General features: G+C 53.4%; 19 protein-coding genes and 1 tRNA gene. 8 read left to right on the top strand and 12 right to left on the bottom strand.

Annotated elements, in window-relative coordinates:
* Positions 1–63: 63 nt before the first annotated feature.
* The 3 genes from OO017_RS08740 to thpR form a co-directional block, all read right to left on the bottom strand.
* A complete protein-coding gene (locus OO017_RS08740; protein ID WP_266052096.1) occupies positions 64–717 on the bottom strand; it encodes a class I SAM-dependent methyltransferase in 654 nt (217 codons plus the stop codon).
* 34 nt (positions 718–751) lie between these two features.
* On the bottom strand, positions 752–1,243 hold the full coding sequence (locus OO017_RS08735) for a CinA family protein (protein ID WP_266052095.1): 492 nt from the start codon (positions 1,241–1,243) through the stop codon (positions 752–754).
* Between the two features lie 63 nt (positions 1,244–1,306).
* Entirely contained in the window at positions 1,307–1,852 is a 546-nt protein-coding gene (gene thpR, locus OO017_RS08730) for an RNA 2',3'-cyclic phosphodiesterase (RefSeq protein ID WP_266052094.1), read from the bottom strand.
* A 91-nt stretch (positions 1,853–1,943) separates the two neighbouring features.
* Here thpR and OO017_RS08725 point away from each other — a divergent pair, with 91 nt between their 5' ends.
* Both OO017_RS08725 and OO017_RS08720 read left to right on the top strand, forming a co-directional pair.
* Positions 1,944–2,663 carry a phosphatase PAP2 family protein gene (locus OO017_RS08725; RefSeq protein ID WP_266052093.1) on the top strand — a complete coding sequence of 240 codons (720 nt, stop codon included), beginning with the start codon at positions 1,944–1,946 and terminating at the stop codon, positions 2,661–2,663.
* A 111-nt stretch (positions 2,664–2,774) separates the two neighbouring features.
* Positions 2,775–2,856, top strand: a tRNA-Leu gene (locus tag OO017_RS08720).
* A 1,036-nt stretch (positions 2,857–3,892) separates the two neighbouring features.
* On the opposite strand, the gene OO017_RS08715 is transcribed toward OO017_RS08720, so the two are convergent.
* From OO017_RS08715 to OO017_RS08705, 3 genes are read right to left on the bottom strand one after another with little or no spacing between them, the layout of a single operon-like run.
* Positions 3,893–5,527, bottom strand: coding sequence for a glycosyltransferase family 39 protein (locus OO017_RS08715; protein WP_266052092.1), 1,635 nt, complete (start codon positions 5,525–5,527; stop codon positions 3,893–3,895).
* Between the two features lie 5 nt (positions 5,528–5,532).
* Complete coding sequence (locus OO017_RS08710; protein WP_266052091.1) at positions 5,533–6,189, bottom strand: lipid-A-disaccharide synthase N-terminal domain-containing protein; 657 nt, start codon at positions 6,187–6,189, stop codon at positions 5,533–5,535.
* Entirely contained in the window at positions 6,176–6,937 is a 762-nt protein-coding gene (locus OO017_RS08705) for a glycosyltransferase (RefSeq protein ID WP_266052090.1), read from the bottom strand. The genes OO017_RS08710 and OO017_RS08705 overlap by 14 nt, the downstream gene beginning before the upstream one ends.
* 119 nt (positions 6,938–7,056) lie before the next feature.
* On the opposite strand from OO017_RS08705, the gene OO017_RS08700 reads away from it, so the two are divergent.
* Complete coding sequence (locus OO017_RS08700; RefSeq protein WP_266052089.1) at positions 7,057–7,752, top strand: phosphatase PAP2 family protein; 696 nt, start codon at positions 7,057–7,059, stop codon at positions 7,750–7,752.
* Here OO017_RS08700 and OO017_RS08695 read toward each other — a convergent pair whose 3' ends face one another.
* Together OO017_RS08695 and OO017_RS20010 are read right to left on the bottom strand one after the other, a co-directional pair.
* A complete protein-coding gene (locus OO017_RS08695; RefSeq protein ID WP_266052088.1) occupies positions 7,753–8,805 on the bottom strand; it encodes an NAD-dependent epimerase/dehydratase family protein in 1,053 nt (350 codons plus the stop codon). It abuts the gene before it with no gap.
* Positions 8,806–9,034: 229 nt separating this feature from the next.
* Entirely contained in the window at positions 9,035–9,232 is a 198-nt protein-coding gene (locus OO017_RS20010; RefSeq protein WP_369426425.1) for a zinc ribbon domain-containing protein, read from the bottom strand.
* A gap of 109 nt (positions 9,233–9,341) precedes the next feature.
* Here OO017_RS20010 and OO017_RS08690 point away from each other — a divergent pair, with 109 nt between their 5' ends.
* The 3 genes from OO017_RS08690 to OO017_RS08680 all read left to right on the top strand — a co-directional run bounded on the left by OO017_RS08690 (position 9,342) and on the right by OO017_RS08680 (position 14,216).
* Positions 9,342–12,218 carry a tetratricopeptide repeat protein gene (locus OO017_RS08690; RefSeq protein ID WP_266052087.1) on the top strand — a complete coding sequence of 959 codons (2,877 nt, stop codon included), beginning with the start codon at positions 9,342–9,344 and terminating at the stop codon, positions 12,216–12,218.
* A 45-nt stretch (positions 12,219–12,263) separates the two neighbouring features.
* Positions 12,264–12,845 (top strand): SixA phosphatase family protein, encoded by a 582-nt coding sequence (locus OO017_RS08685; protein ID WP_266052086.1) that lies wholly within the window; start codon positions 12,264–12,266, stop codon positions 12,843–12,845.
* A gap of 96 nt (positions 12,846–12,941) precedes the next feature.
* Entirely contained in the window at positions 12,942–14,216 is a 1,275-nt protein-coding gene (locus OO017_RS08680; protein WP_266052085.1) for a DUF389 domain-containing protein, read from the top strand.
* Between the two features lie 9 nt (positions 14,217–14,225).
* Here the strand turns inward: OO017_RS08680 and OO017_RS08675 are convergent, their stop codons facing one another.
* From OO017_RS08675 to OO017_RS08660, 4 genes are all read right to left on the bottom strand, one after another.
* Entirely contained in the window at positions 14,226–14,657 is a 432-nt protein-coding gene (locus OO017_RS08675) for an RDD family protein (RefSeq protein ID WP_266052084.1), read from the bottom strand.
* Between the two features lie 275 nt (positions 14,658–14,932).
* On the bottom strand, positions 14,933–15,406 hold the full coding sequence (locus OO017_RS08670) for an RDD family protein (RefSeq protein WP_266052083.1): 474 nt from the start codon (positions 15,404–15,406) through the stop codon (positions 14,933–14,935).
* A gap of 111 nt (positions 15,407–15,517) precedes the next feature.
* Positions 15,518–16,507 (bottom strand): c-type cytochrome, encoded by a 990-nt coding sequence (locus OO017_RS08665; RefSeq protein WP_266052082.1) that lies wholly within the window; start codon positions 16,505–16,507, stop codon positions 15,518–15,520.
* 352 nt (positions 16,508–16,859) lie between these two features.
* Positions 16,860–17,480 carry a MarC family NAAT transporter gene (locus OO017_RS08660; protein WP_266052081.1) on the bottom strand — a complete coding sequence of 207 codons (621 nt, stop codon included), beginning with the start codon at positions 17,478–17,480 and terminating at the stop codon, positions 16,860–16,862.
* A gap of 239 nt (positions 17,481–17,719) precedes the next feature.
* Between OO017_RS08660 and OO017_RS08655 the strand changes: the two genes are divergently transcribed.
* Complete coding sequence (locus tag OO017_RS08655; RefSeq protein ID WP_266052080.1) at positions 17,720–18,850, top strand: 5-(carboxyamino)imidazole ribonucleotide synthase; 1,131 nt, start codon at positions 17,720–17,722, stop codon at positions 18,848–18,850.
* Positions 18,851–18,852: 2 nt separating this feature from the next.
* Positions 18,853–19,380 carry a 5-(carboxyamino)imidazole ribonucleotide mutase gene (purE, locus tag OO017_RS08650; RefSeq protein ID WP_266052079.1) on the top strand — a complete coding sequence of 176 codons (528 nt, stop codon included), beginning with the start codon at positions 18,853–18,855 and terminating at the stop codon, positions 19,378–19,380.
* Positions 19,381–19,427: the final 47 nt, after the last annotated feature.

The raw sequence follows: 19,427 nt of genomic DNA, 5'->3' as shown, positions 1-19,427 counted from the left end.
GTTAAGCCTTAAACCTGGCAGGAGATTAGGATACAAAATGTGGCATCTCCACAAGTATAAATCTCAGTTTCTCCGAAGCACCTTTGCCTGTACCATGCCTTTGTAAAACACCTGGCTATACTTTTCCTCAAAATTCAGGGCTTTAAAATGAGTAGCGTAGTCTGGCAGTTGTTTAGCCTGTACATCACTCAAAAATCCAAAGAAAGTATACATGCCGCGAACCAGGAGGCTTTGCCACCAGGGCACAGGCTGCTGCACGGGCCAGAAATCTGCGAAGAGCCACTGGCCGTCGGGGGCTAGGGCCGCTGCCAGTTTGCGCATGAGCTGCTGCAGGCGCTGTGCCGGAAAAAGATCGAGGAGGAAAGGGGTGAAGATAATATCGAACTGCTCCTGCGGTGCTATACAGTTCTCTGTGCCGAGGCGAAAGTTTACACGACAGCAGTGCGGTTTTTTATACTTCTTATACTTCTGCCGGGCGCGCTGTAGCATGGCCGGGGCGGCATCCAGGTATAAAATATCCAGCTTTTTGCCTGTTTGCAGCAGCTGTACCAGCAACCAGCCGGTGCCACCGCCAATTACTAGCACCCGTGCCTGCCGCGGCACAAAAGGCAGCAGGGCCAACTGCGCCTGCTGCAGCGCACTGCCATACACCAGGCGGGAGAGGGCATCGTAGAAAGAGGCTACTCGGTTAAATCCGCTGTCGGGGAGCTTGGGCAAAGTATAAACAGTGGGTACAGTCGCAAATTAGCGATTAGCGGTCGTAATGCTGCTCCAGCACGCCTTTTAGTTTGTCAAAAATATAATCGACAAGCTGTTTGCGTACGCTCTCGGTGTTGCCTTTAAACACCTCCCGGAACTCCTCGGCCTTGCCGTCATAGAGCACGGAGACGAACATCGTGCCCACAGGTTTCTCTTCGGTTTCGGAGCCCCCGGGGCCGGCCAGTCCGGTGGTGGCCACGCTGATGTCGGCATCCAGGAGCTTCTTCAGGCCCATTACCAGCTCGTTCGTTACCTGCTGCGACTCTGCTGTGTACAGGTCTAGAGTCTCTTTTTTCACCCCCAGCAGTTTCTGCTTCACTTCCGGCTGGTACACTACCAGGCTGCCTTTTAGCACTTCGCTGCTGCCTTTGGCTTTTACAAACTCGGAGGCTAACATGCCACCCGTGCAACTCTCGGCAAAAGCTACGGTCAGGCCTTTGTCTTTCAGGCCCATCATCAGCTCGGTAAGCTCCGATTGATTCATATTGGTTTGTCAGGTTATATCTGTTTGAAGTAGTTTGTTTACTGTGTTTGGCAGCCGCAGGTTTTAACCCAGGGGGTAGCGCTCCAGTACCTTGTAGGTGGGGTGCGGCGAGCCCAGCACCGATTGCCACAGCGCCACCTCCTGCACCGGCAACTCCAGCGGCTCTTCGGCTTCCGGGTATGGCAGCTGTTTGGGCGGCTTTGCATCCTTGCGGTAGCGGGCTAACGTAATATGGGGAATAGCTTTATGCTTTTCGGGTGGTTGTTCGGCCAGTTCCTCCGTCAGGTGGCGGCTAAGCGACTCGAAAGCGGGGTGCGGAGCAAAACGGGCCCACACCAGCCGGGGAGACTTTGGTTTCGGGCCTGGCTCTGTTCGCTCAAATTGCAGCGTAAAAGGCTGGTGCTGCTGCGCCACGCGGGCTACACGCGCTTTTATACCTGGCAGCTCCTGATGCGGCACATTGCCGATAAAGTATAGCGTGAGGTGTAAGTTCTGGGGTGGCAGCATACGGAGGGTCGGGTGCTCGAAATGCTGCAGCTGATCCTGTAGTTTAGAAAGTAGCGCCGGGGGCAAAGCGGCGGCAACAAACAACCTGATGCTCTCTTTCATAGTTCTATATATGTTCAATTAATTTATTGATACGTAAGTATGGGCTAATCAATGCCGGCCATACTTTACCTTTTAAGTTTTTCAGAGCGATATGATCCGAAGTTTCTATAAAAGAATGATGGCCTCCACGGCGCTGTTTACCGTGGAACTGATATTTGTGTGGCTGCTGTTCCTGGTCTGCATCATCGGTTTTCTGTACCTGGGTAGCGAGGTGCTGGAAGGCGACACAGAGGGTCTGGACGAGGCGGCCTTCAACTTTGCGGCCAGTCTGGGCAACCCTTACATGGATGGCTTTATCAAGTTCGTCACCTTCTTTGCCTCGCGGCAGTTCCTGACACCCATGGCGCTGGCGCTTGTAGCCTATTACCTGTTTGTGCGCAAGCACCGCTGGAACTCGCTGAAGGTGCCGGTGGTGGCGCTGGGCAGCATCACGCTGAACATTATCCTCAAGTATTTCTTTGACCGGGAGCGGCCCATGTCACCGCTGGTGGAGGCGTCGGGGCTGAGTTTCCCGAGCGGGCACAGCATGGTGGCGGCCTCGTTTTACGGGCTGCTGATCTACCTGGTGTGGCACAACGTGAAGAACGTGCATGTGCGCAACACGCTGATTGTGCTGCTGAGTGTTTTTGTGGTGCTGATCGGGTTTAGCCGGATCTACCTGCGGGTGCACTATGCCTCAGATGTGCTTGCAGGGTTTTCGGCTGGTTTCCTGTGGGTTATCATCGGTATCACGACCTTGCGCCGTATCGAGCGCTTCTCCGGAAAAGAGATCACGCCTATTGTGCTGGAAGAGCACGAAGAAAAAAAATAATTTTTTTTGCAGGGGCTATTGTTTAGGATAAAGCAGCATACTACTTTTGCACTCCCAATAAACACAAAGGGTTAAAGGGTTTTGGGACGTTAATCTGATATAGTGAATTAAGCGCAAGTGGCGAAATTGGTAGACGCGCTGTCTTCAGGCGGCAGTTCCGCAAGGTGTGAAGGTTCGAGTCCTTTCTTGCGCACACTAAATCATTAAAAGGCTGATCTTCGGATCAGCCTTTTTTGTTTAGCCGGGGCTAGGAGAGAATAAATTAACCTTTCTGGCCTTTCCCTATTTCAGGCGCAAGCCCTTCCTTGGCGCAAGTATTTATAATAGTGCTGAGTTTTTAACTCAACTGGCTTGAAAAGCCATCCCTTATACTTTGGCCATACTTTTATACTTGCCTTTCCAGTTGTTCCAGACATCCCTGTCCGGAACGTCTCTGCCGCGGATTTCAAAATCCGCGCAATCCATACTTTATACTTTCATCGCCGCCGCTTCCTTCAGCAGGACACAAGCTATCCTTTTAGCTACTGCTGATCCTCAGTCTTACAAAGGCTATCGTTTCATCTCTGGCCTTGGCTCCCTCCAGCCCGGGAGGGCTCGTCTTCCCGCATCGCGGTGGGAGCTTTTCTTTGCTCGCTGTCGCTTTGCAATCCCGCTCTCGCGGGACCGAAAAACTCCATAGGCGCTCAACCCAAAGACTGGGAACAGTTTTCGATAGCCATTGCTATACCACTGGGACCGGACTCCCTCTCCTGTTTTGGGGTAGGGGCCCTCGAGAAAAGGAGAGGGCTGGGGAGAGGTGAAATTCCCCTCCTCGGAGGGGCTAGGGGTGGGTTCATACTTTTGCTGATGACAGCCATCCCCAACTAGGAAACTTACGCTTCAACATCAGTAAGTACAGGCTCCCCTCCTTGGACTACCGAGAACGCGAGTTCGAAGGTAGCGAGCGTAGCTCTGAGGGGCAGGGGTGGTTGGAAAACTCCCCTTTCGGGACTAGCCAAAACGGGAGTTTTAAGTTAGCGAGCGTAGCTCTCAAGGGGTGAGTTTACACCTTCGCACAGACAGGTCGCGACCTGTCCGCGCTACACCAGCAGCCATGGAGCTTGTACTTTAGCTTAAGCCAATGCTACTGGCCCACAAAATTCCTCCAGGATGACTGAAAAAGAGAAAGAAAGGCTCTTCCTCCCAAGGATGCAGGGGGATGACAATCGGCTGCTTAAATGCTAGGGGAGTTAAAAATACACCATCCACTTACCTGCCTGCACCTGGTTTTTAAAGTGCTGCAATATCCACTGGCGTTCCTCTGGTAGCTTGTTTTTTACCACGAGAACCGGGTGCTGCTGTAAAAGCTCCTTTAGCCGCTCCATGTCCTCTTGTTGGTTAAGCTGCAGCAGTTGCTCCCGCCACTGCTCATCCTGCTCAAACTGCACTTCCCGCTCCAGGTGGCTGCTTCCGTCTTCCAGGGAAACTATACTTCTGTTCAGTTCAAAAGCCAGGGAGGGTAAAAGTTTATTGTAAACCAGGATTGGCCGCTCTTCCAGGTTGTTGGCCCGTATAACTTCTGCAATCGGGCGGCTGCCATTCGTGAACTGCGGGTTGTAGGCCAGTAACTTTGTGGAGTAGGGCAGGAGCAAAGCAGTGAAGACCAATGCGCCATAAACAAGTTTTTGCTGGTTTGGCCTTTCACCGGTCCAAAGTATGTAGAAAGCGCCCAGTATCAGTACAGGGAACGTAAGCACCCGCCAGGGCAGTACAATACCCACTGGCAGCAAGGGCGCTACGAAAAGAGCCACCGCCAGCACCGTAAAGTATAGCAAACCTCCGTGCATGGCCCGCTTCAGTGCCGGGGCAGGCATGTTATAAAGCATCCAAACAGTCAACAAGGCCTGTCCGGCAAAAATGGGCAGGATATAAAGTATAAGCTTGGAGCCGGAGAAAGAGAAGAACACCAGCGGCACGAGTATCCAAAGTATAAACAGGCGCTTGAGCGGGCCCGGCAGGTCTTTCAGTTTCTTTACCTGCAGTAAAAGTATGGCAGACCAGGGTAGGCTGAGCGCCGGGGCCAGCACCAGGTAAAACCACCAGGGCTTGGAGCGGCCGAAGGTTTCGGGGTTAGCGTAGCGCTGCACGGTGTGCTTAAACAGGAAGTAATCTACGAATTGCGGGTCCTGGAGCATGAGGTATACATACCAGGAACTCCCGATCACCAGAAACAGCAGGAGGGCGGGCAGGTGGTGCCAGCCCGCAACTCGGTTAGTGGCAGAAGTGAAGTTACCGCCAAAGCCGATAGCCGCCAGCACCGGGAAGATCAACCCGACAGGCCCTTTCGTGAGGAAGGCCAAGGCCAGCAGCAGGTAGAAAAAGTATAGCCACCCGGCTTTGGCATGTGTTTTATACTTTAGCCAGGCAAATATGGCCGCCAGCTCAAAGGTGGTCAGGAAAGAATCGGTGGTGAGGTTGCGGGCTGAGATAAGCACTGCCGGAATGGTGAGGTACACCACCGCCGCCAGCAGCGCCTGCCGTGGCTCCTTAAACAGTTCGTTGCCGATAAGGTATACCAGCCATACTTGCAGCAGCAGCGAAACCTGCAGGAAAAAACGCGCGCCAAAAGCGTCTGGCCCGAAAAGCAGCATCCCCATAGCCGAGATGATGTAAGTAACCGGCGGTTTATGGAAATGTTGAATGCCCAGCAGGCGCGGGTGCAGCAGATCGCCGCTAAGCCACATTTCACGGCTGATTTCGGCGTAACGGGCCTCGCTGGTCTCGATCACACCCCATCCCCCTAAATTAAACAGCAGTAGCAGAAACAGCACGAGAAGCAGGCCATACAGCGTTTGGTCTGTACGGTGTTTGCGGTGTTGCAGCATCAGGTTTAGTTTAATGTAGAAGGTTGCCGGGCTTCCCGCTGCTCGCGGATTCCGATAATAAAGTTACGGCTATATGCGGCTACTCCAAATATTTGCCCCAGAAACAGCACCGGGTCCAGGCGCAGCGCGGCATAAGACATGATCATGAGGCTGCCTGCCAGGCTGATAACCCAGAAACCGATAGGGATAACTGACTCCTGCTGCCGCTCAGAATGCCACCACTGGTACACAAAGCGCAGCGTAAAAACCAGCTGCCCGGCACCGCCCCAGGCAATGAGCGCCCCCGAGACCCTACTATGCGCCATAATGTAACTGAAGCTGTAGGTATCGCTCCAGATTAGCCAGCCTATAGCTACAACCGGGAAAAGCAAGGCTCCCCAGCGCACAGGCCACGACAGCCCCTCCCACACATTCTTCAGCTTGATGTTGCGTATATAAATGAAGTAGGAGATCAGTTGCCCGCCTACTATAACAATGTCGTTACGCAGGGCGCCGTAGGCCATCAGCAGGATAGAGGCCAGCATACTGGTGGTCCAGAAAGAGGCGGGGGAGAGCACCTTGCCCACCCGCTCCGACATAACCCACTGAATGATGATACGCGCCGAGAACAGCAACTGCGCGAGCAGCCCGATGCCGTATATGAGCATCTCAGAAATGTCCATTGGCTACAGGCTGGTTTTCGAATTGATCGGCTATGCCATAGGTTATGTAGCGCTTGCGCATCCACCGGAAGGCGAAGGTGTCGTTAAGCGGGCCCCACAGCCTGTTGAACAGGTGGTACTTGGAGTAGCCTGCAAAGCGCTCAAAGTGCTGCACCGGCAGCTGCTTTACCTTTCCGCCCTGCAGTTGTATGAGCGCCGGCAGGAAGCGGTGCATACCATCGAAAAAAGGCACACGCCTGGCGTAGGCGGTATCCATGATCTTGAGCGGACAGCCGGTATCCACAATGCCATCGTTGATCATGTAGCGCCGGAAGCTGTTTGCAATCTTAGAAGAAATTTTCTTGATGAACGTATCCTTGCGCCTGGCCCGGATGCCGATAACCATCTCGTGCTGGGGCACATGCTCCAGCAGCAGCATAAAGTCCAGCGGGGAGGTTTGCAGGTCGGAATCGATGTAGCCGATGTGGGTGGTCTGGCTATGGTCTACTCCGGCTTTGATGGCGGTGCTGAGGCCGTGGTTTCGGTCCAGGGAGATGTAGCTGTAGCCGGCGGTGCCATGGCAGATCCCGCGAATCTGGTTAAGGCTGCTGTCGGTGGAGCCATCGTTGATAAAAAGCACCTGGGTAGGCACCGGCGACTGCGCCAGAAAAGCATCCATCGCCTCCCGGAAGCGCTGCAGGCAGCCCTCCTCGTTATACACTGGCACCAGCACCGTAAGTGTAATAGAATCAAACCCTTGATAAAGCATGCTGCTTAATTTTATGTTTCTATCTACAAGTTTTTTAGCTGTATACTGTTTAACTGCAGCGGCAGCAGCAAAGTTTATACTTTAACCACTGAAGTTGGCAGTGCGTACTCTTTCAATGTATGAGACAGCGGCTAACTCAGACCTTCCTGCGCCTGCTGGCGCTTCTCACCGCAGAGGTGCTGGTGCTGGGCTTTGCCATGGCGCTTTGCCTGCTGCTGTTTCTCTTGATGGCGCACCTCGTCTTCAACATCCGTGACAGTACCCTGGATAACGCCCTCTTTGCCTTTGCCGATCGCCTGGCTTCGCCCCAGATGACGCAGGCCATGAGGGTAATCTCTTTTTTTGCTTCAGCCGAATACCTGCTGGTAACGCCGCCGCTGGTGGTGCTTGTCTTCAGCTTCTTCCGCGCCTGGCGCTGGTACGCCCTGAAAGTGCTGCTCATTTCCTTCTCCACCTCCATCCTCAACCAAGCCCTGAAACGGTTTTTTGAGCGGCCCCGCCCCGCCTTCGCCCTGCTGGAGCAGTCGGGGCTAAGCTTTCCGAGCGGCCATGCCATGATCGGCGGTGCTTTTTACGGCTTGCTCATTTACATTGTATGGCACACCGTGCGTCACAAAGTATGGCGTTGGGTAAGTATACTACTGCTCACGCTGCTCGTATTGCTCATCGGGTTTAGCCGCATTTACCTAAAAGTGCACTATGCCACCGATGTGCTGGCGGGCTACGGCATCGGGTTTATGTGGCTGATTGTGTCTGTGTACCTCATGCGGCGGCTGGAACTGGTATATATAAACCGCTACGAGCGCCGTCCTTAGCTATTTCGTCTGCAGTTGCGGCGCTTCCTCTACGTGGTGGTAGGCTTTAAACCACGCCACAAAATTGGTTAGCCCCTCCTCCAGCGATGTTCTGGGCCTGAAGCCCGATGTCAGCATCAGGTCATTCACGTCGGCGCAGGTTGTTTGCACATCGCCGGGCTGCATGGGCTGTAAGTCCAGTCTTGCCTTGCGCTGCAGCAGGCGTTCCAGAATAGCCACCATTTCCATCAGTTGCTCCGGCTGGTTATTGCCGATATTATACAGTTTAAAAGGCACCGGGTTTGCTTCAGGCGTTATGTTAAGCAGCTGCACCATGCTCTCCACCACATCATCCACATACGTGAAATCCCGCAGCATATCCCCGTTGTTGAAAATCCGGATCTGTTTGCCCTCTACAATTGCTTTGGAAAAGATGTAGTATGCCATATCAGGCCGGCCCCATGGACCATACACCGTAAAAAAGCGAAGGCCTGTGGTCGGGATGCCGTACAGGTGTGCGTAGCTATGTGCCATTACCTCATTGGCCTTTTTAGTGGCCGCGTAAAACGAGATAGGGGTATCAGTGCGGTGGCTGGTGCTGAAAGGTGTCTGCTCATTTAGCCCGTATACAGAGCTGGATGAGGCAAACAGCAGGTGCTTTATACTATAGCGGCGGCAGCACTCCAGCACATTGGCAAAACCCACTAGGTTGCTGGTAATATACTCCTCTGGATGATCTATACTATGGCGCACGCCGGCTTGTGCCGCTAGGTTCACCACCACATCAAACTTCTGCGCAGCAAAAAGCCGCTGCAGGGCCGGGGCATCAGAAATATCGAGCTGTGTAAAGTATGCGTTGGGGTAAGTTAGACTCTGCCATACTGTTTCCGGTCCTATCCTATCCGTCTGAAAGCCTTGCTGCTCCAGGCGCTTGTACTTCAGATTGGGGTCGTAGTAGCTGTTCAGGCTGTCGAGGCCCACTACCGTGTGGCCGTGCCGCTGCAGTGCCAGCACCAGGTGATGGCCGATAAAACCAGCGCTGCCGGTTACAAGTATGCGTCGAGTAGCTCCCATACCTTCATCGCAATGACACGAATTTCTTAACATGTATCCTTTTAATAATTCTCCCAAAGCTATCTTCAGATTCTGTAGAAATCCTGTAGTTAAACTGGGTTTAAAAGTGATTTGTTATGATTTATATGTGAAGTGTACGGGGTTGCTGTATAAAAGTAGAGGTATACCTGGCGTTTTTAGAATCCTTTACAAGGCATTTTGGGAGCGCAGAGTATAAATCTGTAACACGCTAGGTAAACAGGTCAAACACGTCACCCAGCTGGCTGCTGCTGGCCTTATACATTTCAGTATAGGAGCAGTGACGGCAGGTAACCGTCGTAAATTTCTTGTTCTGGATGTCGAAGATCTTGGCCAGGAAGCCGCCCGTGGCTCTGAACTCGTCTACCTCGGCCTGCTTACCGCCGCATTTGGGGCTTTGTAGTTTAATTGTCGCATTTGTCTATTACAGTTGGTTTTCATCAAGATAATGCTTTTATACTTTTATAGAAAGCAGGAAAATCATACTTTTAAAAGTTAATATTTGCTTCTGAACCCTCATGTTCTCTCTCCCCAAAAAACTGCTGCTTTATACCTGCGGATTTCTGCTGGCCCTACCCGCTTTGGCCCAACACCCTGATGAAGTGGAGGCTGTGCGGAAAAAGCTGCAGCAGGAGCGGCAGGAGGCCATACAGGCAAGCATAAACCCGGCCCCAAAAGCAACCCGCCTGCTTGAACTGGGGGCTTGGCATGAGGCTGAACAGGTGCTGCAGGCTGCCCCGGCTAACACAGGAGTAAAGCTGGCGCAGGCAAGGCTGGCTATACTTCAGAACGAGTTTGAGCAGGCCGGGGAACTGGTACAGCAGGTGCTGCAGGAGAACCCGAAGGACCGCGAGGCGCTGCTGCTGCAGAGCAAGTTGCAGGTGCAGGCCTGGCAACTGGAGCAAGCCATGGCCACGGCCAACCAACTGCTGGAGCTAAACCCCAGAGACGAGGAGGCGGCACTAGCCGTTGGCCGCGTGCTGATGCTGCAGAAAGAGTATGGCCAGGCGCTGGAATGGGCGAAAAAGGTGCAAAGCTGGAACCGTGAGAATGCGGAGGCCTGGCTGCTGGAGTCGGATGTGCATTTCTGGAACCAAAAGCCGGAGCTGGCCGAGCAGCCGCTTATCAACAGCCTCACCCTGAACCCATTTAACGCTGATGCCCGCTTTAACTACGGGTATGCCATCTGGCGCCGCGTGGATGCCACCCAACTCGATGATATGGCGGCGCAGTGGGAGCTGGCCCTGGCGCTGAACCCGCTGCACTACGTGACGCACTGGCACTGGGGAAATGGCCATACCAACCTCACCTACGCCGATTATGCCCAGCCGGAGGATGAGCAGGTGCGGGAGGCACTGAAACCTGCCGATAAGCTGCTCTCGGAAAACAAGCTGCCGGAGGCGCTTGCTGTGGTGGAAGAGGTGCAGCAGAAGTATAATAACTCGGTGCTGCCTGCCATGCTGCGCGGCTCTGCCTATTACATGGCCTTCGGGATGGACCGGCAGACACGCCTGGATTCGGCACAGGCCATTTTCCAGCGCATCCTCCAGAAAAAGAAACACTACGGGCCGGCGCACAATGCCCTGGCCGCCGTTATTAAGCAAAAGCAACTTACTTACCTGCACAACTACGACTCGCTGCAGCAGGTGGTACAGCAGACCCAGATCAAAGACCCGGTAAACTTTGCCATGGTTTTTCCGGATGTGGCCTATTACCCCGGCGAGGAGGTGCAGAAGATGGTATGGTCGCAGCTCTACGAGAGCATCGTGTACTTCCCGTTCCTGAGCAAACAGGGTGAAACGTTCGTTATCCCGCCGCTGCACGTGGACCTGGCCATCGCCATGAACTCGCCATACTTCCGGCAGGCTACCACCTTCGACAACCGCCAGTGGATGGACATACGTGGGGTAGGCAGTGGGGCAGCGGCCATTGAGTATGTGGTGCGTGGCTCATACCTGGAGCGTAACGTGGTGCTGCACGAGTATGTGCACCTGTTTCATGGGCGCGTGTTTACCGATGCCGAGAAACGCGAAGTGCGCCGCCTCTACCACCAGGCTATGGAGAAGAACCGCACCCTGGATTATTACTCCGCCAACAACGAGCACGAGTACCTGGCCCAGACTTACCCGGCATACTTTGAGCCTGTCAAAGTGCATCCGCTCAATCACAAATCCATCAACACCACCGCCGACCTGAAGGCCAAAGATCCGGAGCTTTATACTTTCCTGGATAGGCTGGTGGCACGGCAGCGGGCCTACCTGGCAGGCAACGAGCAGGCAATGGCCAGCAACTGGGCACAGGTATACCTGAACCTGGCCACGCAGGCACAACATCAGGATGAGCTTCAGAAAGCAGGTTTATACTTAGACAGTGCCCTGGTGTGGGATAAAAACTACCAGCCGGCCCTGCTGGCCTACGCCGGCGTGGCACAACGGCAGAAAAAGTATAAGGAGGCGCAGGCATGGCTGGAGCAGGCCAAAACCATCAACCGAAATTATGCGCCTGTTTACCTGGCGGAGGCCGAGTTGCAGGAAACCATGAAGCGCAGCGGCAAACTGAATGCCCACGATGCCCTCATGAGCCAGATGGAGCTTTATAAAAAAGCCGCCACCCTGGAGGATGACCTGCTGATGCAGGCGCAGGTGAATGAACTGTTCCGGGCGTTTTTTGTGGACTATGGCATGGTGCCGGAGGCCATTGCCGTAGCCCAGGCTTATGTTGAGAATGCACCCACCGTCTCCACCTACCTCCGCGACCAGCGGGATGAGGCACTGGCCTATGCCAGCTGGCTGAAGGGCACCACAAGTATAAACCAGGAGGCTGTGCGGGAGTTGCAGCGGCTGGTATCCTTAAAACCACAGCAGTACACGCTGCGCAGGCAGTATGCCGAAGTGCTGGCCACCCAGGGCAAGTATGAAAAAGCCATCCAAACGCTGGAGGAGGCCCAGCGCATTCTGTCGGCCGCCGGCACCCCGCGCCCGGATTATATGACCATGATTGCTGATTACCACCTGCAGCTGCAAAATAAAGCAGCGGCCCGCGCCGCCGCTCAACCGTTGCTGGGTGGCAAGGTGAAAGTGCAGGGACAGGATCGCCTTCTGCTGGTTCCGGTGCTGGCGGAGCTGGGGGAGAAGAATAAGGCCAAAGCCCTCCTGAAAGAACTCCCGAAGCCGGAGACAGTAGTGGAAAAAGCCCGGCACCTGTCGGCGAAGGGAAGAATGCTGGAAGCGCAGGGAAAAATTGGCGGCGCCGTTCGAATTTACGAAGCCTCCCTGTTGTTGTACCCTTACCAACTGGAGGTGCGGCAGCGCCTGGTGCGCCTGCTGCGGCAGAAAGGCCGCGACGAGGATGCCGACAACGTGGCACAGGCCGGTGAGCAACTGGCGCATTCCTAAGTATAAACACAATCAAATTTCATAATCTAACCAACACACTTTTACATGAACAAAACTTTACTCAAACAACTTAGTGTATTTCTGTTGATGCTGCTGGCTGTGGCCTGCCGCCAATCTCCGGCGGGGCAGGAGGGAGCCCTGGCCGTGGTAAACCCTGTTGACAACAACGCCCAGCCAACCGTAGTGTACCTGGTGCGCCATGCTGAAAAGGATATTTCTGACCCAGGTAACCAGGATCCAGATCTTACCACGGAAGGTGTGGCCCGTGCAGAAGCGCTGCGCACGCTATTGGAGCAGCAGCAGGTAGACGCCCTGTTTGCCACTAAGTATATCCGCACAAAAAACACCCTGAAGCCGCTGGCAGAGGACCGGAAGCTGGAGGTACAACAGTACGAGGCACATGATTTTATGGGACTTAAAGAACGTATTCTGCAAAACCACCAGGGGCAGACGGTGGTGGTGTCGGGACACTCTAATACGCTGCTGCCGATTGTGGAGGCCTTGGGGGCTGAGCGGCCTTTGCCCGATATTTCGGAGCAGGAATACGATTACCTTTTCAAGGTGACGCTTGCCCCGGATGGTACCGCTACCGTAGAGACAGACCACTTCGGAAACACGGCTAAGTAACCCACTTTATACTTTGCCGAAAGCCCCTGCAGCCTGAGTTGCAGGGGCTTTTGTATTTAACGGAACACCTGTGGCGGTTGCCTCCGTAGTAAGAGCATGCGCAAATTAACTATAAAAGTAAAGGAAGGACAGGGGCAGGAAATTAAAGCGATAGCCGAGGAGCACGAGGGCAAGAACCTGATCGTGCAGCAGGCGGAGGAGGGGGAGGTCGTGACCGTGCACCTGAGCAACCAACGTGTAAGCAAGTTTATCTCGGACCTCAGCAAGTATGAGAAGGCGGAGATCACACTTGTTCCACGTGGGGTTATAGCGTTGTATCCGCCCCAGGATGATGCCCCGGACCAGGTTACAGATGTAACTTACCGCAGCCCGATCGAGATATTTCTGGGCGGCCTGCAGAGCGTGGGTTCCAAAGTCGGGCTGCTCTCCTATGCTGTGGTGGGAGGGATGCTGGTTTGGGTGGGCCTTTACACCAATACCAGTTACCTGCTGGTGGCAGCCATGCTGGTGTCGCCGTTTGCCGGGCCCGCCATGAACGCCGCGCTCGGTGCCGCCGCCGGAAAAGGTGGCTTGCTGAAACAGAGCCTGCTACGTTATTTTATGGCTATTGGCGCATCCATACTTATCACTTTTATACTTTCTTTCCTGATTGGGCAGGACCACGCCACCCCGATGATGGTGAGCGTAAGCCAGATCTCGCAGGTAACGATCCTGCTGCCGCTGGCGGCTGGTGTGGCGGGCGGTATTAACCTGGTGCAGTCGGAGCGGGATAGCCTGGTGGCTGGCGCAGCAGTAGGCATGCTGGTGGCGGCCTCGCTCTCTCCTCCTACCGGCCTGATCGGGATGGCCCTGAACTTCGGCAACTGGCAGTTGGTGCGCAGTGGTGTGTTTCTGCTTCTCTTTCAGCTGGTAGTCATCCAGCTTACGGCGGCCTTGGTGTTCCGGTACATGGGCAAGGTTACGGTAAAAGGCGTTCGTTTTGCGGATGGCAGGGAGTCTGTGTTCCGGCTTTCCCTACTGGCCTCGGGCTTAATAATTGTGGGAATGCTCTACTGGCAGTTCTCCAGGCAGCCTGCACTGCAAAAGGGCAGCCTGAACACGCAGATCACAGAGGTGATGCGCGATGAATTGAACAAAATGAAGGACATTGAAACGATAGAGGTCAGCGCCCGGTTTACGCGCGGCACATTGCCAAACCTGAACCCCGTGATATGTGAACTGTACCTCTACAACCGTAACAAAGCCCTATCAGATCAAGAGGTGAAAGCGTTGGTGCAGGATGTGCTCTACAAGCGCATCAAGTCGGAGAAATGGAATGCAGACCCCATGTTTGACATCACGGTGCTAATGTATCCGGGGGAGGGGAAATAGGAGAAAATACTATTGCGCTACTACCTGCGTGCCCGCCAATCGGTCATGAAAAGTACGGCGGTTGCTGTAGTCGGAGCCGACCAGGAAGCGGAGTGCAATAAGTACGGCAGACACCGGCCGGGCAAAAAAGCGTACAGAAGCAGCCTTAAAACCAATACGTCCGCCTTTCGGCCCTATCACCCGGAGGTTCATGAGGTACTTCCCCAAGGTGCCCTGGCAGGGGCAGGTTTCGGTTCCGGCAAAGTATAGCCAGCCCAGCAACAGGTGCAGGAGTCGCTCCGGCTTCATAAAAAATGCATCGTCGTTGCTGCTAAAGGTAAAGTAGTCTGCTATACCGATCAAGGTGAGCAGCAGCAGGACATCCAGCGAGAAGGCAAGCAGCCGGGCGCCAAGGTCTGCCAGTTCTATTTTGTCTTTGCTTTGGGTATAGGTAGTGTGCATTTAGTAGGTTTAAAAGGGTGCGCACTTTTTTATACTAGCAGATGATGTGTTATGGTTACGGCGAGGTGAGGAGAATTTATACTTTTTTGTTAAGCTTGAGCTGTTTTCGGGTTTATAGCCAGTGTGTTAAGGTAGTATGGGATGATAAGATTATAATTTGTGTCTAACGATACAACCGTAGGTTGAAACGCGGGTAATGCATAAACTGTAGTAAAGCGCAGATATCCGTCGCTACTTTAGCAGAAAGCTGTAAGTATAACGGTAAGCAGCAAGCCTTACATTTCTCTGTTTCCGGGGTGCTGCAGCACCAGGGTATCGGCCAGTTTATCATGCAGCGCCTGGCGTCGCTCTGTAAAGGCAGCCATCAGGTAGCCTATCAGCAGGATAAGCCCCGACAGCATTTTGCCAAAGTAACGGCCAGTAGCACGGGCAAAAGAGATGCGGTAGCCATTCGTATCCGTCACGAAGATGCCGAAAATCTGCTTGCCAAAAGTGGCTTGTCTGGCCGAACTCTCGAAGCCGGCATAGTATAGCCAACCTATAAAAGCCGCAATTCCCTGTATCTTAAGGCGGCCCTCAATATCGGTTATGTCGGGAATCGTGTTCATGCCGATGAAAGGAAGTATGAACAGGTTCATGAAAAAAGAGATGATCATGGCATCTATAAAAATAGCCGCCATACGTTTCCAGAAGCTGGCATATTCAAGTGCGACCGGGTTTTTCTCTTCTTCGTTGTGATAAAGTTGCATGTGTAAAGTAGTATTGGCAGCGATGATACAACATCCGGGGCACACCTGCAACAAAAAAAGCTGCCCGCGTGGGCAGGCAGCTTCATGAGTATAGTTTCTTTGATAATGATTTTAGGAAGTGGCAGGCGGCGTATAGCGCTCAACTTTGTTCTTAACAGGGTGCTGGGTCCTCAGGTACTTGTATATTGCCCGCAGGTCCTCTTCTTTCATGCCGGAGTACATTTTCCAAGGCATCAGTGTCTGCATCTGGCCCGGCGCCAACTGTTTATTGGCAAAATCAGTATCCTGGTACATCTTAAAGCGCAACAAGAATGCTTCTTCTGTCCAGGAGCCGATACCTGTTTCATTATCCGGCGTGATGTTGGCAGCGCGTAGTATGGCTCCGTCTGGGAATTTAAAGTCCATGCCTCCCGAGAATTTCCCCAACTCCTCCTCTTTAGGAGAGTGGCAGTCGCCACAGCCGGCAATCGTTACCAGGTACTTTCCACGCGATAATTCGTTGTCCAGCACAGCCTTATCAGTGGCGGGATGTATCTGGTTAGACGGCATCGTGCGCAGGATCAGGTTGAACGGAAAGTCCGGTTCAGACTTTGGTACCTCGTTTTTGATAGGGTCCAGTGTGCGGATGTACGCGATGATGGCGTGTGCATCCTCGTTTGTCAGTTGGCTGTAAGCTCCGTACGGCATCATCGGGAAAAGCGGTTCGCCGTCTTTGCTAACTCCTTTGGTCATAGCGCGGTATACTTCGCCGTCTGTCCAGGTGCCTATGCCGGTTTCTCTGTCAGGGGTGATGTTCCTGGCGTAGAAGGTGCCGGGGAAGCCCATGTTGTGGTCAAATTTGTCACCGCCCTTGCCAAAGGTGCCCGGAACGGGAGGCGCTGAGAGTCGTGAGAAGTCGCGGGTGGAGTGGCAGTCGATACAAACAGTGACATGGTTGGCCAGGTAGCGGCCACGTTCAATCTGCTCCGAAGTTTTCTTCACGGTTAGGTTTGGGGCGGCATCCACGTTCGGGAGAGCGTACTGCAGGTAAATAACAACCGCAGCTAAGGCTACAAGGGCGAAAACCACCACGTAACCAACTACTTTCAAGGCTTTTTTCATAGTTTTAAGTATTGTGCTTAGTTTATGTAGGCTTGGAATAGTTAAATGCAAGATGTAATATTTATAAAAATTAGCCATATAGTCAAATTTTATATTTGCTGTGAAAGCTCTTTTTAGTATAAATACCAAAGCGACATGCCAGCAGAAACAAAAAAGCCGCAGACGTATGATCTGCGGCTTCTACATAGCTGTTGTTGGTGGCTTCTTAACCATCAGGTTGAGTTTATACTTGAAGTATAAACTCTCAGAAAATTTTTAAAAGTATAGTTTTGTTTTCGGCGGTGTGGTTTTCGGTTAAGAAATTAAAGTGCTTTTAGGCAGTATAAAGTTGATAGGGAAGTCCTCGTTCAAACTACTCGGCGAAAAACAATGCCTTAAGGGCCGAAACAATAAAGTTAACGCCGATGGAAAGCACGATAAAGCCCATAATCCGTGATAAGGCTGCCAATCCGGATTTGCCCATGAAGCGCGTTAATTGGAAGGACGACCGCAGGATGAGGTAGGAAACGGCCGCAAGCAGAATAATACCCACCAGGATCATCACCATATCAAAATAGGAAAGCGAGGTGGTAAACAAGCCTATACTTACGGCGATGGCACCCGGGCCGGAGAGCATCGGCATAGCCAGCGGCGTGAAGGAGATGTCCTCTTTCTGCTGCCCTTCCTCCACCACATCGGGAGATATCTTCTTTTTGCTGCCCCCCGGAGACAGCAGTTCGAAACCAGCACGCATGATCATCAGGCCGCCTGCAATGCGCAGGTCATGAATGCGAATACCGAAGAAGTTGAGCACGTACTGGCCAGCCAGAAAGAAAATAGCCAGGATGCCCACCATGTACAGGCATGCTTTTAAGGCCTGCTGGTTTCTTTGGCTAGGCGTGTCGTCCTGCGTTAGGGTGAGGAACACGGGCATGGCGCCAAAAGGGTTTACGACTGAAAAGAGGGCAGAAAACGTGGCAAGTATGATTTCCATGTATAGGGGATGGACTCGGGTTTGGTATAGCTTTAAATATAGGTGTTAAATAATGTATCTGCAACGTAAAAATTGCGCGGGCGGTGGTAAAACCATCTTTTTCGGTGCTGTTTTTTTGGCCGGATGTAGCCTGTGCCATACCGTTGCACAATAAAAGACGCAGAACTTAAGCCTTTTGTCTTTCGTCTCCGTTCATAATCCTTATTTTTGAGGATAGATCAACCAAACCGTTACAATACATGAAAGGAGAAGTAAAGCTAGGCATACTTGGCGGCGGACAGCTGGGCCGCATGCTGATGCAGGCCGGGCTCGATTTTAACCTCTATACCCTGGTGTTGGACCCTGATGAGAACGCACCCTGCAAAGACATCTGCAACGAGTTTTACGTGGGCAGCTTCCGCGATTTCGACACCGTGTATGAGTTCGGCCAAAACTGCGACATCCTGACCATCGAGATAGAGCACGTGAACGCCGATGCGCTGGAGAAGCTGGAGCAGGAGGGCGTAAAAGTATACCCGGATGCTAAAACCGTGCGCACCATTCAGGACAAGGGGCTGCAGAAAGAGTTTTACAGCCAGCACAGCATCCCTACCTCCGATTTTATACTTCTGAAGGATAAGGGAGAGCTGGAGCAGCGCGCGGATTTCCTGCCGGCGTTCCAGAAGCTGCGCCGCGAGGGCTACGATGGCCGCGGCGTTACCCGCCTGACGGGCGAGGCCGATTTCGGGAAAGCGTTTGAGGAGCCCTCGGTGCTGGAGAAGCTGGTGGACTTTGAGAAGGAGATCTCCGTGATCGTGGCCCGAAACGAGAGCGGCGAGGTGACGGCATTCCCGGTGGTGGAGCTGAGCTTCCACCCCGAGCACAACCTGGTGGACTCGCTCTTTGCGCCAGCCAACGTGCCATATAAGTTGCAGCGTCATGCCATCGAGATCGCTACCCGCGTGATTGAGGCTTTTGAGATGGTAGGCATACTTGCCGTGGAGATGTTCCTGACCAAAGACGGGCAGATACTGGTGAACGAGGTGGCCCCGCGCCCGCACAACTCCGGGCACCACACCATCAAGGCCAACTATACTTCGCAGTATGAGCAGCACCTGCGCGCCATCCTGAACCTGCCGCTGGGTTCTACGGAGATCCAGAGCGCCGCCGTGATGCTGAACCTGCTCGGCGAGCCGGGTTATGACGGCGAGGCTAAGTATGAAGGGCTGCAGGAGGCGCTGGCGGTGCCAGGCGTGTACATCCACCTGTACGGTAAGAAGTATACCCGACCTGCCCGCAAGATGGGGCATATCACGGTGCTGGGCCAAAGTATAGAAGAGGCGCAGCAACGGGCTGCGTCAGTAAAAGATGTAATCAAAGTAAAAGCATAAGTATGGCTGAAGAAACTAAAAATACACAACCTCAGGTAGGCATCATCATGGGCAGCCAGTCTGACCTGAAGGTAATGGATGCCGCCGCTGAGATCTTGGAAACGCTGGGAGTGCCTTACGAACTGACCATCGTATCGGCGCACCGCACGCCGCACCGCATGTTCGAGTATGCCGAGAATGCCCGCAAGCGCAGCCTGAAGGTGATCATCGCCGGGGCCGGTGGCGCGGCGCACCTGCCGGGCATGGTCGCTTCCATCACCACGCTGCCTGTTATTGGCGTGCCGGTAAAATCCTCCAACTCCATTGATGGCTGGGACTCCGTGCTGTCGATCCTGCAGATGCCGGGCGGCATACCAGTAGCCACCGTAGCCCTGGATGGAGCCCTGAACGCCGGTATACTTGCCGCCGAGATTATCGGTACCAACAATCCCGCTGTGGCCGATAAACTGGAGAAGTATAAGAACAGCCTGAAGGACAAGGTGATGCGCTCGGTGGAGGAGCTGAAGAGAGGGGATCGGGATTTGGATTAGGCGACACTCTAAAGCTTATAGCCATGGCAGAGGTAGTTTTAATACTT

The sequence above is a fragment of the Pontibacter anaerobius genome (assembly GCF_026241195.1).
Lineage (GTDB): Bacteria > Bacteroidota > Bacteroidia > Cytophagales > Hymenobacteraceae > Pontibacter > Pontibacter anaerobius.
The sequence above is the reverse complement of the archived record's forward strand: the minus strand, read 5'-3'. Positions and strand labels throughout refer to the sequence as shown.

Excerpts from the sequence above, each read along its gene's own strand:
- OO017_RS08735 (WP_266052095.1), bottom strand. The coding sequence starts at position 1,243 with ATGAATCAATCGGAGCTTACCGAGCTGATGATGGGCCTGAAAGACAAA.
- thpR (WP_266052094.1), bottom strand. The coding sequence starts at position 1,852 with ATGAAAGAGAGCATCAGGTTGTTTGTTGCCGCCGCTTTGCCCCCGGCG.
- OO017_RS08725 (WP_266052093.1), top strand. The coding sequence starts at position 1,944 with ATGATCCGAAGTTTCTATAAAAGAATGATGGCCTCCACGGCGCTGTTT.
- OO017_RS08715 (WP_266052092.1), bottom strand. The coding sequence starts at position 5,527 with ATGCTGCAACACCGCAAACACCGTACAGACCAAACGCTGTATGGCCTG.
- OO017_RS08710 (WP_266052091.1), bottom strand. The coding sequence starts at position 6,189 with ATGGACATTTCTGAGATGCTCATATACGGCATCGGGCTGCTCGCGCAG.
- OO017_RS08705 (WP_266052090.1), bottom strand. The coding sequence starts at position 6,937 with ATGCTTTATCAAGGGTTTGATTCTATTACACTTACGGTGCTGGTGCCA.
- OO017_RS08700 (WP_266052089.1), top strand. The coding sequence starts at position 7,057 with ATGAGACAGCGGCTAACTCAGACCTTCCTGCGCCTGCTGGCGCTTCTC.
- OO017_RS08695 (WP_266052088.1), bottom strand. The coding sequence starts at position 8,805 with ATGGGAGCTACTCGACGCATACTTGTAACCGGCAGCGCTGGTTTTATC.
- OO017_RS08690 (WP_266052087.1), top strand. The coding sequence starts at position 9,342 with ATGTTCTCTCTCCCCAAAAAACTGCTGCTTTATACCTGCGGATTTCTG.
- OO017_RS08685 (WP_266052086.1), top strand. The coding sequence starts at position 12,264 with ATGAACAAAACTTTACTCAAACAACTTAGTGTATTTCTGTTGATGCTG.
- OO017_RS08680 (WP_266052085.1), top strand. The coding sequence starts at position 12,942 with ATGCGCAAATTAACTATAAAAGTAAAGGAAGGACAGGGGCAGGAAATT.
- OO017_RS08675 (WP_266052084.1), bottom strand. The coding sequence starts at position 14,657 with ATGCACACTACCTATACCCAAAGCAAAGACAAAATAGAACTGGCAGAC.
- OO017_RS08670 (WP_266052083.1), bottom strand. The coding sequence starts at position 15,406 with ATGCAACTTTATCACAACGAAGAAGAGAAAAACCCGGTCGCACTTGAA.
- OO017_RS08665 (WP_266052082.1), bottom strand. The coding sequence starts at position 16,507 with ATGAAAAAAGCCTTGAAAGTAGTTGGTTACGTGGTGGTTTTCGCCCTT.
- OO017_RS08660 (WP_266052081.1), bottom strand. The coding sequence starts at position 17,480 with ATGGAAATCATACTTGCCACGTTTTCTGCCCTCTTTTCAGTCGTAAAC.
- OO017_RS08655 (WP_266052080.1), top strand. The coding sequence starts at position 17,720 with ATGAAAGGAGAAGTAAAGCTAGGCATACTTGGCGGCGGACAGCTGGGC.
- purE (WP_266052079.1), top strand. The coding sequence starts at position 18,853 with ATGGCTGAAGAAACTAAAAATACACAACCTCAGGTAGGCATCATCATG.